At 65.4% G+C, this 12,959-nt stretch carries 13 protein-coding genes; 4 read left to right on the plus strand and 9 right to left on the minus strand.

Features of this window, described 5'->3' with window-relative positions; genetic code table 11:
* Positions 1 to 62 precede the first annotated feature (62 nt).
* The gene (locus B7E02_RS10195) at positions 63 to 632 is read right to left on the minus strand and encodes a DUF4245 domain-containing protein (protein WP_080795724.1); all 570 of its coding nucleotides are present in this window, start codon (positions 630 to 632) and stop codon (positions 63 to 65) included.
* 246 nt (positions 633 to 878) lie between these two features.
* On the opposite strand from B7E02_RS10195, the gene glpX reads away from it, so the two are divergent.
* Both glpX and B7E02_RS10205 read left to right on the plus strand, forming a co-directional pair.
* Complete coding sequence (gene glpX / locus B7E02_RS10200) at positions 879 to 1,886, plus strand: class II fructose-bisphosphatase (RefSeq protein WP_080795727.1); 1,008 nt, start codon at positions 879 to 881, stop codon at positions 1,884 to 1,886.
* Between the two features lie 190 nt (positions 1,887 to 2,076).
* Positions 2,077 to 3,486 (plus strand): class II fumarate hydratase, encoded by a 1,410-nt coding sequence (locus tag B7E02_RS10205; RefSeq protein ID WP_080795730.1) that lies wholly within the window; start codon positions 2,077 to 2,079, stop codon positions 3,484 to 3,486.
* Between the two features lie 81 nt (positions 3,487 to 3,567).
* On the opposite strand, the gene B7E02_RS10210 is transcribed toward B7E02_RS10205, so the two are convergent.
* From B7E02_RS10210 to B7E02_RS10220, 3 genes are all read right to left on the minus strand, one after another.
* A complete protein-coding gene (locus B7E02_RS10210) occupies positions 3,568 to 4,782 on the minus strand; it encodes a hypothetical protein (RefSeq protein WP_080795733.1) in 1,215 nt (404 codons plus the stop codon).
* Positions 4,783 to 4,938: 156 nt separating this feature from the next.
* The gene (locus B7E02_RS10215; protein ID WP_080795735.1) at positions 4,939 to 5,472 is read right to left on the minus strand and encodes a GNAT family N-acetyltransferase; all 534 of its coding nucleotides are present in this window, start codon (positions 5,470 to 5,472) and stop codon (positions 4,939 to 4,941) included.
* Positions 5,473 to 5,529: 57 nt separating this feature from the next.
* Positions 5,530 to 6,204 (minus strand): LysR family transcriptional regulator substrate-binding protein, encoded by a 675-nt coding sequence (locus B7E02_RS10220; RefSeq protein ID WP_080795738.1) that lies wholly within the window; start codon positions 6,202 to 6,204, stop codon positions 5,530 to 5,532.
* A gap of 63 nt (positions 6,205 to 6,267) precedes the next feature.
* Here B7E02_RS10220 and B7E02_RS10225 point away from each other — a divergent pair, with 63 nt between their 5' ends.
* Positions 6,268 to 6,603, plus strand: a complete 336-nt coding sequence (locus tag B7E02_RS10225) for a DUF5997 family protein (RefSeq protein ID WP_080795740.1) — start codon at positions 6,268 to 6,270, stop codon at positions 6,601 to 6,603.
* On the opposite strand, the gene B7E02_RS10230 is transcribed toward B7E02_RS10225, so the two are convergent.
* From B7E02_RS10230 to glyA, 3 genes are read right to left on the minus strand one after another with little or no spacing between them, the layout of a single operon-like run.
* The gene (locus B7E02_RS10230) at positions 6,600 to 7,262 is read right to left on the minus strand and encodes an aminotransferase class IV (RefSeq protein WP_245802248.1); all 663 of its coding nucleotides are present in this window, start codon (positions 7,260 to 7,262) and stop codon (positions 6,600 to 6,602) included. The two genes, B7E02_RS10225 and B7E02_RS10230, sit on opposite strands and share 4 nt — an antisense overlap.
* Positions 7,259 to 9,124, minus strand: a complete 1,866-nt coding sequence (gene pabB / locus B7E02_RS10235; RefSeq protein ID WP_080795745.1) for an aminodeoxychorismate synthase component I — start codon at positions 9,122 to 9,124, stop codon at positions 7,259 to 7,261. The genes B7E02_RS10230 and pabB overlap by 4 nt, the downstream gene beginning before the upstream one ends.
* 26 nt (positions 9,125 to 9,150) lie before the next feature.
* On the minus strand, positions 9,151 to 10,455 hold the full coding sequence (glyA, locus tag B7E02_RS10240) for a serine hydroxymethyltransferase (RefSeq protein WP_080795748.1): 1,305 nt from the start codon (positions 10,453 to 10,455) through the stop codon (positions 9,151 to 9,153).
* A 161-nt stretch (positions 10,456 to 10,616) separates the two neighbouring features.
* Between glyA and coaA the strand changes: the two genes are divergently transcribed.
* Positions 10,617 to 11,603, plus strand: a complete 987-nt coding sequence (gene coaA / locus B7E02_RS10245) for a type I pantothenate kinase (protein WP_080795751.1) — start codon at positions 10,617 to 10,619, stop codon at positions 11,601 to 11,603.
* On the opposite strand, the gene B7E02_RS10250 is transcribed toward coaA, so the two are convergent.
* Both B7E02_RS10250 and B7E02_RS10255 read right to left on the minus strand, forming a co-directional pair.
* Entirely contained in the window at positions 11,600 to 12,157 is a 558-nt protein-coding gene (locus tag B7E02_RS10250) for a flavodoxin domain-containing protein (RefSeq protein WP_080795753.1), read from the minus strand. The two genes, coaA and B7E02_RS10250, sit on opposite strands and share 4 nt — an antisense overlap.
* A 12-nt stretch (positions 12,158 to 12,169) precedes the next feature.
* Positions 12,170 to 12,949, minus strand: a complete 780-nt coding sequence (locus tag B7E02_RS10255) for an isoprenyl transferase (protein WP_080795756.1) — start codon at positions 12,947 to 12,949, stop codon at positions 12,170 to 12,172.
* Between the last annotated feature and the right edge of the window lie 10 nt (positions 12,950 to 12,959).

Below are 12,959 nucleotides of genomic sequence, written 5' to 3' on the forward strand. Positions count from 1 at the left end.
TGCGGCCGCCGCGCCGCCGCGACCACGGTCGGTGCGGGCGTCGACAAGCCCGTAATTCAGGCCTAGTACTTCGGCAACGGGGCGGCCGCGATGGTGGTGGAGATCAGCTGGTTGAACTCCTCGTCGGTTGCCGCCCCCGAGATCAACGCCCGCGCATCACCGAGATCGACGACGCGGAGGTCGCGGACATCCTTCTCCGCGGAGGTGTACACACCGACCTCCCGGCCATCGACCAAATAGGTCTCCGCCAGGTCCCGCCAGCGCCCGTCATAGCCCTCCACCGCGTCCGGGGTGTCCTCCCCGGTCTGGGTGAGCTGGAGGTAGCCACCATCCGGGGTGACATAGCCAATGACGGGTGCGGGGGTGTCATCGACCATGCTCCTGCGTGCGGAGTTGGTCACCCACCCCTCCGGGAGCGCAGGCTGCCTGACCGCGAAGTCCATTCCCCTGGCCTCCATTGAAATGAAGGTCCCCGCATCCACCTGCGGCACCTCCCCGCGCTCCGGGGAGCCGGGATTGAAGGTGCACATGCCGGTCAGTCCCACGGCTGCGAACATGACGATCGCGCTAACGATGAGCGAAAGTGAGATGTCACGCCCACCCTGAAACAGTCTCGGTCGATTCTCAGCCACGTGCTCAGTATGTCACGTATTTTCCCCTCCCCCTCTTTCGGGTGCCCAAACGCAACTATGGTCCGACAAAGAGTGCAAGAATGGAGGATGTACCAGGCTTCAGCGCCGTGCACGAATTGAACATCCGGCTTGAACGCCGCGACGCAACCCGTCGCGTTGAGCCAACAACTACACCAGGACTCCCCCGGGTGGCCGCAGGCCGCTTGGGGGTCAACAGCCTTGATAGCGCCCTCAGGAGGCCCCTAGATGAACGCAAAGCACCCCGAAACACCCGACCGCAACCTCGCCATGGAACTGGTCCGGGTCACCGAAGCCGCAGCACTGGCCTCCGGTCGATGGGTGGGCCGCGGAATGAAGAATGAGGGCGACGGTGCCGCAGTGGACGCCATGCGCCAGCTCATCAACTCGGTGTCCATGAAGGGCGTCGTGGTCATCGGAGAGGGCGAGAAGGACGAGGCCCCCATGCTCTTCAACGGCGAAGAGGTGGGAACCGGCTTCGGCGCGGAGGTGGACATCGCGGTGGACCCGGTTGACGGAACCACCCTGATGGCCGAGGGCCGTCCCAACGCCATCTCCGTCCTGGCCGCCGCTGAACGCGGTTCCATGTACGATCCCTCCGCTGTCTTCTACATGAAGAAACTCGCCGTCGGCCCCGATGCCGCGGGCAAGGTCGACATCGAGGCCCCGGTGGCACACAACATCAACGCAGTGGCCAAGGCGAAGGGCATCAACGCCTCCGATGTCACCGTCGTCGTCCTCGACCGCCCCCGCCACCTTGAACTGATCAGCGACATCCGTCGCGCGGGCGCCAAGGTTCGCCTGATCTCCGACGGCGATGTCGCCGGCGCGGTCGCCGCGGCACAGAACTCCAACTCCGTCGACATGATGATGGGCACCGGTGGAACCCCCGAGGGCATCATCACCGCCTGCGCCATGAAGTGCATGGGCGGTGAGATCCAGGGCATCCTCGCCCCGATGAATGACTTCGAGCGCCAGAAGGCCTTTGACGCCGGACTCGAGCTGGACAGGGTGCTGTTCACCGATGATCTCGTCCGTTCCAACAACTGCTACTTCGTGGCCACCGGTGTGACCAACGGCGATATGCTGCGCGGCGTGTCCTACCGTGCCAACGGCGCCACCACCCGCTCGCTGGTCATGCGCTCGAAGTCCGGAACCATCCGGCACATCGAATCCGTCCACCAGCTGTCCAAGCTGCAGGAATACTCCGTGGTCGACTACAGCCGAAACAGCTAGCGTCCCCAGCACAACCCCGACCGTCATCGGTGCGTCGAATCACACATGAACCCGGATGCTCCGTGTGGCACAATGATGGTCGAATGTGCCCGCCCCCGTGGCCACCGTCCACCGCGACGGTTCACCTCGACGGGCGGGTTGATTCCGAAAAACAAAAAAGGCTTCTTTACACACTGTGAAGGTGACATACATGAGTGATCAGGAATTCCGCATCGAGCACGACACCATGGGTGAAGTGAAGGTCCCCGTCAACGCCCTGTGGCGTGCACAGACCCAGCGTGCGGTGGAGAACTTCCCCATCTCCGGCCGTGGACTTGAATCCACCCAGATCCGCGCGATGGGCCTGCTCAAGGCGGCGTGCGCTCAGGTGAACAAGGATGCCGGCGCGCTGGATGCGGCGAAGGCGGACGCGATCATCGCCGCAGCGAAGGAGATCGCGGAGGGAAAGCACGACTCCGAGTTCCCCATCGATGTCTTCCAGACCGGCTCGGGTACCTCCTCGAACATGAACACCAACGAGGTCATCGCCTCCCTGGCCAAGGCCGCGGGCACCGAGGTCCACCCCAATGACGATGTGAACATGGGCCAGTCCTCCAATGACACCTTCCCCACCGCGACGCACGTCGCCGCGACCGAGGCGGCGGTCAACGATCTGGTTCCCGGCCTGAAGGTTCTGCACGCATCACTTTCGGCCAAGGCGAACGAGTGGTCCGGCATCGTCAAGTCCGGCCGCACCCACCTCATGGATGCCGTCCCGGTCACCCTCGGTGAGGAGTTCGGTGGCTACGCCCGCCAGATCCAGCTCGGAATCGAACGCATCGAGGCCACCCTGCCCCGCCTGGGCGAGCTGGCCATCGGCGGCACCGCGGCGGGCACCGGCCTGAACACCTCCGCTGACTTCGGCGCCAAGGTCACCGCGGAACTGATCGAACTGACCGGGGTCAAGGAGCTCAAGGAGGCCGCGAACCACTTCGAGGCCCAGGCCGCCCGCGACGCCCTGGTGGAGTTCTCCGGTGCGATGCGCGTTGTCGCCGTCTCCTTCTACAAGATCGCCAATGATATCCGTCTGATGGGCTCCGGCCCGCTGACCGGTCTCGGCGAGATCCACCTCCCGGACCTGCAGCCGGGATCCTCGATCATGCCGGGCAAGGTCAACCCCGTCCTTTGTGAGACCGCCACCCAGGTCACCGCCCAGGTGATCGGCAATGACGCGGCCGTCGCCTTCGCCGGGACCCAGGGCCAGTTCGAGCTCAACGTGTTCATCCCCGTCATGGCACGCAATGTCCTCGAGTCCGCCCGCCTGCTGGCCAACACCGCGCGGGTATTCGCCGAGCGCCTGGTTGATGGCATTGTGCCCAATGTCGAGCACATGAAGCAGCTGGCCGAATCCTCACCCTCCATCGTCACCCCGCTGAATTCCGCCATCGGCTACGAGAACGCGGCCAAGGTGGCCAAGACCGCGCTCGCGGAGGGCAAGACGATCCGCCAGACCGTCATCGACCTCGGCTTCGTCGATGGAACGACCCTCACCGAGGAGGAGCTGGACCGCCGCCTGGACGTGCTGGCCATGGCCAACACCGACCGGAAGAACTCCTTCTAGGCATCAGCCGGCAACGATGGAGCAGGGGGCGGGGATTCTCCCCGCCCCCTGCTCTGCTGCTTATCGACGCCCCCGACCGCCTCAGTCCAGCGGCCCGGGGTCGGGCTCACCACCGAAGTCGTCGAAGCCGTCACCGAAGTTGTTGCCCGTCTCACCGCTCTGCAGCATCGCCATGAGGTAGGGGTCGGGCCGGACCTCGATTCCGATGGCCCCGGCCGCGGACTCCGAGTACGGTGCGCCGTCCCATTCCTCGTCGGCCTCGGGCTCGATGATCCTGAAATCGGTGAATGTGGTCACCTGGTTCTCATGGAGCAGGTGCAGCCGCGGGCTGATCGATGTCGGGTTGCCCAGACCGAAACGCATGGCGATGCGCACCATCGAGGTGATGCCGTTCATCAGGTGCTCCCCGGTGGTCACCGGCCTGGCGAGCAGCAGATCACGGTCCGGCACCGCAAAGATCACCCCCTGGCTCTGATCCAGCTCCGGTGCCCACTTCTGCAGCAGATCCGGGAGGAACAGCGGGGAGCTGCCCAGGTAGTAGGAGGTGGATTCGAAGGCCCAGAAATCCGAGCCCGGCCCGCCCTCGTCGTTGGAGACGTAATTGGCGTCGACCTCGGCCTGGGACAGCTCCCGCCAGGTGTTGCGGTCCGCGGCGCGCTCGAGGACATCGATGGAATCGAAGCTCTCGAGCTCCGCCAGCGGCTGGATCCGTATCGCGTGCTCGGTGTCCAGGACGAGTGCGATGGAGGTGTCCGAGGTGAATCCGCGCAGCACCGAGTTCTCCCTGATCTGGCGCTCGATGCCCGGGTTGCTGTCCTCGAGGGATTCATCGCTGTCCGGGGTGGGCAGGAGCCTCAGCCGCAGGCTCCGGTAGAGATCAGCGGTGGACAGCTCCCCCAGTGTCGCGTCGGCGAGGGTGCCGTGCACGAAGCTCTGGACCAGATCGGAGAGCTCGCTGATATCGTCCAGGCCGGCGGCGTTCAGGGCCAGCGTGCGCAGGGAGACGTGGGCGCTGCCACCGTCGGGGCGCAGGATCAGCGCGGAGTTGCCGTCGAAGGTGATCTGAGCCTCGGCCAGGGTGAAGCGGTACTCGAGCTCCCGGCGCAGCATGTTCGCCCGCGACCGGTTGAGCTGCGGGAGATCCTCATCGGGCAGGAAATCCGCGGGGGTCAGATAGGGTGCGGGCCCGGCGGGTGACGACGCCCCCGCCGTCTGCCGCCGGGTTGTCCGGGGGGCGTCGGTGTCATCGTGCTTCTCGTTCTTCCTCCGGCGCCAGTTGAAAAATCCACGTGCCATGATTCCAACGACTCCTTCCCGCCCAGTGATGCCTCAGGATGGCGGTACGGTGAAAAACCTGCACCGTATGGTGTGCGCCACTGGCTAGGTCAACAATCATATACGCGTTGTCATTCCCGGGGTAGCCCGCCCGCACCGGTGGGGTGGTCCGTGGGATCAGGGATGGATGTCGGGCTTGGGCAGAAGCTTCTCCCACACATCGGTGTCGCGCCACTGCCCGGCCATCTCGCCGAAGGACATCTTGGCCACATGATGGAAGGTGGCCACCTTCTCAAACCCGCGGGAGGCGTGCAGCTTCGCCGACCCCTCGTTCTCGGGGAAGATCCAGGAATGGATGGACCATTTGTGCAGATCACTGCACACCTGGATCAGGGTGTCCAGCAGGGCACCGCCGACTCCGCGTCCCTGCCCCTGCGGGTGGATGTAGATGGAATCCTCAACGACGCCGTGGAACACCGAACGCGATGAGGCCGGCGCGGCCGACACCCAGCCGAGGACGAAATCGGGATCCGAATTCTCCACCGCGACGAACACGGTCTCGATGATCTTGGTGCGGGTGAACTGCTCCCACGTCGGCCCCTTCTTCTCAAAGGAGGCGTGACCGGTGTTGAGCCCGAGTTCGTAGATTTCCCGTACCTGCGCGAAGTCGGCCTCGCGGATGGGACGGATGGAAAAATCGGTTTCTGCCATGCTGGCAATTTTCCTGGCTTTTTCCCCTCGGGGCAAACGGGCATGGGAACAGCCAGCTCACCGGCGCTTTCCGGGCTTCTTTCCCGGCGGGTTCCGCTTCGCACCCTGCGCTTTCTCCCCCCGTCTGCGGGCCTGCCTGGCCAGGGTTTTCTCCCTCGCGCTGCGTTTGGGTGCGGCCTGCCTTGTGGAATTGGCGGTGCGGCCGCGTGCGATGCCGACGAAATCCTGGATCGCATCGGAATCCGCATCCTTCCTCCAGACCAGCGCGATCCTGGTCACCGCCGCGGATCTGAACGGTCGGTGCTCCACCTGCTTCCTGCTCAGCACCTTCAGCAGCGGACGGGGTGCGATCACCACCCCCACGTTGGCCGCCACCACCTGCAGGGCATCGCGGACCGCGGCGGGATCGACCTCCCCGGAGTCCGGCACCGACCAGTTGATGATCTCACCCTCCAGCTCCGCCGGATCGATGCCACCGCTTTCCGCCGCCAGGAACGAGTCCCTGGAAAAGGCGATGCCCGGGGTCTCGGTGTAGAGCTCCACCACGTGGAAGGTCTCATCCACCCGGGTGTCCGGCAGGCGCGTGAGCGCCAGGTCCGCGTGGGCGTCGATAAGCAGGGCGAGCGCGTCATCGCTGTCGAGGGTCTCCAGCCCGCCGTGGCGGGTGCGCTCACGGAAGCGTTCGAACCATTTTCCCGGTTCGGTGCCGGTGATGAAACTTAAGGTGAGCATGCGTTCAATGCTACCGTTGGGATCGTGAACGAAGAATCTGCACGCACGCCATCGGGCACGGCCATGAAGCCGCAGACCGCAGCCAAGAAGCTCGGTCTATATCTGCCCGCCACGCCAGAGGAGTTCCAGCACGGTGCGCTGACCCATGAGGAGTTCCGCGCACTGCAGGAGAATCCGCCGGAGTGGCTGAGCACCCTGCGCCGTGAGGGTCCGCATCCGCGGCCCGTGGTTGCCCAGAAGCTGGGAGTTACCATCACCGCGCTGAAGAAGAACGACCTGGACAACCCACTGACCACCGCCGAGATCAAGGATCTGCTGGCCGATCAGCCGGAGTGGCTTCGCGCCGCGCGCACCCAGCTGGCCGAGGGGCGTACCCAGCCGGAGGAGACGCAGGACTAGAGCTTCTCCGCTCGGCTCCACAGCGCCTCGTTCCAGCGGTCCACGGGCGGGGCCGGTGCCGCGGTGATCCCACCGCCACCGACCCCCCAGCGCGTCACCGGTGTCCAGCCGTGCAGGGAACTGCCGCACCAGGCCGGCAGATCGACGTGACGGGTGTTGCGGCGCACCACCTCGATGCCCGCGCCGCGCCACAGCGCAATGGTGGCCGCGAGCGTGACGGAGGGAAGCGCGGTGGCAGCCGGCAGCACCACCGTCGACGCATCCTGCCAGAACACCAGGCAGCCGTTGGCGGTTTCCACGAGGCAACCGTTACTGTCGACGACCACGGCGTCCTCACACCCGCGTTCGACCGCACGCTGACGCAGTGCGGCCAGCGCCTCCAGATCAGGTCCCTTCACCGTGGGTGTCGTGCGCGGGTCCGGCAGCGTGGACAACCACAGGCTGGTGCTTTCGCGCAGTGGTGGGGCGGGGCGGATGTCCAGCGTGAACCGCCGTCCATCCCACTCCACCCGTGGAAACCAGTCCCCACGCCGTGGAATCCTCCCGCGCACCAGGCGGAGGAACTGCTCGCCGGGGGCCGAAGCGAGAAACCGCCGCTCGTGCAGTGTCAGTGCAACCACCGCACCATCGCGGACCAGGTAGGAATCCACGACCCTCACGGAAACTCCCGGCCCGTGAGATTGAGCAGCGGCCGTGCCTTCACGCGGATCTCCTCCCATTCCGCCTCCGGGTCCGACAGTGACAGGATCGCACCCCCGACCCCGTACTCGGCACGGTCACCGTGGAGCACCAGTGTCCTGATCACCATGGACAGATCCACCGCGCCGTCGAGTGAGAAGTATCCCAGGCCACCGGAGTAGATTCCACGGGGCCCGGTTTCGAGGGCATCGATGATCTCCATCGTCCGGATCTTCGGCGCGCCGGTCATGGAACCACCGGGAAACAGCGCGCGCACGCAGTCCACCGGATCCTTGGTGCCCAGCTCCGCGCTGACCGTGGAGACCAGCTGGTGCACCGTGGCATATGTTTCCACATCGAAGAGGCGGTCCACCCGGACACTGGAGGGCCGGGCGCCGACCGCCAGGTCGTTGCGTACCAGGTCCACGATCATCAGGTTCTCCGCACGGTCCTTTGGATTGGAGGCGAGTTCCGCGGCGATGTCCGCATCCTCCTGCACAGAGCCCCCGCGGGGGCGGGTCCCCTTGATCGGCTTGGATTCCACCTTGCCGCGGGCGGTGATGCTGATGAAGCGCTCCGGGGAGGAACTGAGCACGGCCAGGTCCCCAAAGCGGAGGAATGAGCCGTGGGAGGTCGGGTTGTCGGCACGCAGACGGAGATAGTTCGCCAGCGGTTCAAAGTCCCCGACCCCGCTGATCCGGGTGGTCAGGCAGATCTCATAGCTTTCCCCACGGGTGATCAGGTCCTGGGCCGAGCCAATCGCGTCCAGGTAGTCCGGACGTGAATCCCGGATGCTCAACCGCAGCCGCGGCGACCGCGGCTGCCGTGGCGGTGTGAGTCTCCCCAGCGCGGCCGTGGTCTCCTCCATCCACTGCCGCTGCTCCCCCAGTGCCAGCAACCGCACGCGGTCAGGTTCCACGGCGATGGTACGGTCGGCGAAGATCAGCTGCGCGTCGGGATGCTCGGACCTGTGCCGGCTTGTGCCATCGCGCAGCTCATATCCGAGGTACCCGACCCAGCCCAGCCGGAATCCCTCCCCTGCCCGGGTGCGGTGTGTGCGGAGATCATCGCGCAGCCAGGAAAAGAAGTCCCCCTCCCCGACCCGGTGGGAGTGCACACGGGCGTGCGGGCCGGAATCATCACCGAGATAGCTGCAGCCCGTGGGATCGTCGAGCCAGAAGGCATTGACGGACCCGGCGAAGAAGGTTTCAAATACCGCCGCGGGATCGACGCTGATGTCCACGATCTCCTCGGTGACCTCCCGGCGCGGGCGGGCGGCCAGTGCCAGGAAATTGGCGATGATCCGCTCACCGAACTGCCCGCCGATGGATTCCGGGTGGAACTGCACCCCCCACTGCTCGAGGGTGCGGTGCCGGAAGGCCATCAGCACACCGTCGGAACTGTACGCGGTCGCCTCGAGGTCTCCGGGAAGGTTGCTCACCGCCATGGAATGGTAGCGCACGGCCGCGAAGGTCACCGGTACCCCGTCGAAGAGTTCGGAGCCGTTGTGGGTGACCTCGAACACCCGGCCGTGCACCGGCTCGGGTGCCAGGTCCACCTCGGCTCCGTGGTGCAGGGCGATGCCCTGGTGTCCGAGACACACACCGAGGATGGGCACCCCTGCGTCGGCGATGACCTCGGCGCAGATACCGAAGTCGCCACGCCGCCCCGGGTGACCGGGGCCGGGTGAGATGATGACGGCGTCGAAAAGCGCGGCCCGCCTGGCATCCCAGCCGGGGGCGTCATTGTGCACGATCGTGGGGGCGACCCCGGTGATCCGCTCCACGATGCCCCCGAGGTTGTGGGTGAAGGAATCGTAGTTGTCAATGATCAGGGTGCGCACGTCGCGCCCTCGAGGGGGTGCGGTCCCTAGACGATCGTCCAGCTCTCCAGCCCTTCATAGAGCGGGAAGTTCGTGGCAAGGGCACCGACGCGGGCGCGCAGCGCATCAATGTCCGCATCCCTGCCGTTGGCCAGCGCGGTGCCGATGATGTCGGCGACCTCGGTGAAGGCCGCGGCATCGAAGCCACGGGTGGCCAGCGCGGGGGTACCGATACGCAGGCCGGAGGTGACCATCGGCGGACGGGGATCGAAGGGAACGGCGTTGCGGTTGACGGTGATGCCGACCTCGTGCAGCAGATCCTCGGCCTGCTGGCCGTCCATCCGGGAGTTCCGGAGATCGGCGAGCACCAGGTGGACATCGGTGCCGCCGGTGAGAACGTCGATTCCCGCCGCCTTGGCGTCAGCTGCCATGAGGCGGTCGGCCAGGATGCGGGCTCCCTCGAGCGTGCGGTCCTGGCGCTCCGCGAACTGGTCGGTGGCTGCGATCTTCAAAGCGGTGGCCTTGGCTGCCACGGCATGCATGAGCGGGCCACCCTGCTGACCGGGGAATACGGCGGAGTTGAGCTTCTTGGCATACTCCTGCTTGGCCAGGATGATGCCGGAGCGCGGACCACCGAGGGTCTTGTGCACCGTGGAGGAGACGACATCGGAATACGGAACCGGGTTGGGATGCCTGTCCGCGGCGACCAGACCGGCGAAGTGTGCCATGTCCACCCACAGCTTGGCACCGACCTCGTCGGCGATCTCGCGGAAGGCGGCGAAATCAAGATGGCGCGGGTAGGCGGACCATCCTGCGATGATCACCTTCGGGCGCTCCTTGAGCGCCTGCTCGCGGACGTGGTCCATATCGATGAGCATGGTGTCCGGGTCGACTCCGTAGGCCACGACCTCGTAGAGCTTTCCGGAGAAGTTCAGCTTCATTCCGTGGGTGAGATGTCCACCATGGGCAAGGGAGAGACCCATGATCTTGTCCCCGGGCTCCGCGAGAGCCATGAGCACCGCGGCGTTGGCCTGGGCACCGGAGTGCGGCTGGACGTTGGCGAACTCCGCACCGAACAGCGCCTTGGCGCGGTTGCGGGCGAGATCCTCAATGATGTCGACCTGTTCGCAGCCACCATAGTAGCGGCGACCCGGGTAACCCTCGGCGTACTTGTTCGTGAGCACGGAACCCTGCGACTGCAGGACGGCGCGCGGGACGAAGTTCTCGGAGGCGATCATCTCAAGCGTGTCGCGCTCGCGGGCCAGCTCACCGGCGATGGCCTCGGCCACCTCCGGATCAAGCTCGCTCAGCGGCTGGTAACGGACATCATCGGCATGGTGGGCATCGGTCATCTGGTCGGCTAACCTTTCACAAGACGAATCCCGTGGGTAAGACCTCACGCACGGGATAGATACGGGAGTTAAGCATAGCCGCCTTCCCGGCTTTGAGAAAGTACGGGTATCCAATCACCCAATCGCCCGGCACCTCACACCGAGAGGGCACAATGGTTGCTATGGCCAGCCCGCTCCACGCCCAGCGCCCCGTGTCAGAACGCACCTCCAGTCGGACACCGGACTTCAGTCCCTACCTCGACTTCGACAGGGCCCAGTGGCGGCGGCTGCGCAAGTCGATGCCCCAGGTGCTTACAGAGAACGAGGTCATCGAACTCCGGGGCATCGGTGAGAACATCGATCTCGAGGAGGTGGCGGAGGTCTACCTGCCCCTGTCCCGCCTGATCCACCTGCAGGTCAAGGCCCGCCAGGAGCTGACCGCGGCCACCGAAACGTTCCTCGGAACCTCCACCGGAGGCGTGCCCGGTTCCCATGTGCCCTTCATCATCGGGGTGGCAGGATCGGTGGCGGTGGGAAAATCCACCACCGCCCGTCTGCTCCAGGTGCTGCTGCAGAGGTGGAGCACCCATCCCCGGGTGGATCTGGTGACCACCGACGGTTTCCTCTACCCTGCGGCGGAACTCACCCGGCGCGGAATCATGAACCGCAAGGGTTTCCCCGAGAGCTATGACCAGCGCTCGCTCCTGCGTTTTGTCACCGATGTGAAATCCGGGAAATTCGAGGTCAGGGCTCCTGTCTACTCCCACACCGCCTATGACCGTGTGCCCGGGGAGTTCATCACGGTCAAGCAACCCGACATCCTCATCGTCGAGGGTCTCAACGTGCTGCAGACCGGCCCGACGCTCATGGTCAGTGACCTCTTTGATTTCAGCGTCTACGTCGATGCCCGAACCGAGGACATCGAGCAGTGGTACATCGACCGGTTTCTCGAACTGCGCCACACCGCCTTCCGGCGCCCCGGCGCACACTTCTCAGACTATGCCGACATGGCCGACGAACGCGCCATGGCTGTCGCCCGCGAGCTGTGGCAGTCAATCAACCTGCCCAACCTTGTGGAGAACATCCTGCCCACCCGCGTACGCGCCTCACTGGTCCTGCGCAAGGGCGGGGATCACCTGGTTGAACGCGTACGGATGCGGAAAATCTAGTTGAGCCGGGGCTGAGTTGGCTTCCCTTTGCCGGCCGCGACCCATTGCACCACCTTCTCCAACCGCGCGGGATCAACGCGGTCGACGTCAGTGTCGAAGGTGTCGATCATCATCTTGTCATTGTCCGACTTCCGTGGCTTGACCCTGAGCATCTTAATGATCGTCCACATCGTGGAGCGGTGCGCGGGCGAGAGCTCGGAGTAGTTCAGCCGTCCCGGCAGGTAGAAGCGCTCAACCCCGTCGGCCCTGGCCCCGAGTGCGCGCTGTGCCCCATCCTTTTCCAGGGCCACCTCATCGAGGGTCATTCCCACAGTGCACAGCGCCACCGGTCGATCGCCAAGCTGGTGGTCGGTGATGAACTTCGCCCCCGCGTTCAGCGGCCCGTGCACGGGGCTGAGCACCACCAGCGGTGCTCCGGGGTGCCGCAGCAGTGCCCCGGTTACCTCGGTGGGGGCGTCGATACGCATGGGCGCCACGCCCAACCTGCGACCAAGCTCCGCCGCGTACTGCGCGGTGGAACCGTAGGTGCTGGCGTAGGCGATGATCGCGGTCATTGCTTCTTCCTTCTATTTGCCGAAGCGTCTGCTGCGCTGGGAGTAGTCGCGCAGCGCGCGGAGAAAATCGATGCGGCGGAACGCGGGCCAGTAGGTGTCGGTGAACCAGATTTCCGAGTAGGCCGACTGCCAGAGCATGAAGCCGGAGAGCCGCTGTTCACCCGAGGTGCGGATCACCAGGTCGGGGTCCGGTTGCCCGGAGGTGTAGAGATGGGTGGAGATGGAGTCGACGCTCACGGAATCAATGAGCTCCTGGGGGCTCGCGCCCTCTTCCACACCGCTGCGGAGCAGATCCTGCACCGCGTCGACGATCTCCTGCCTGCCGCCGTAACCCACGGCTATGTTCACGGCGACGCCGGTGTGCCCGACCGTCGCCCGCTCCGCGTCCCGGAGCCGCTCCGCGACGGGTACCGGGAGCAGGTCAAGGTGTCCGACCAGACGCACCCTGCAGTTCGTCTCCCTGCGTGCGAGCTCATCGACGACGTCGCCGATGATATCGAAGAGCAGTTGCAGCTCCTCATCGGATCGGCTGAGGTTCTCGGTGGACAGCAGATAGACGGTGACCAGCTCGACATCCACGTCATCGCACCAGCGGACCAGCTCGCCGATCTTCTTCGCGCCGACGCGGTGTCCGTGACTGAGGTCCACGAATCCCGCCTCCCTCGCCCATCGGCGGTTGCCGTCGCACATCACGGCGACATGACCAGGCGACTTGGCACCATCGAGCTCACGGAGCAGGCGGCGCTCATAGGCCGGATACAGCAGATTGGGCAGGGTGAACACGACTATCATTCTAGCCCCC

It is taken from the genome of Corynebacterium pacaense, from assembly GCF_900169525.1.
Taxonomy (GTDB): Bacteria; Actinomycetota; Actinomycetes; order Mycobacteriales; family Mycobacteriaceae; genus Corynebacterium; species Corynebacterium pacaense.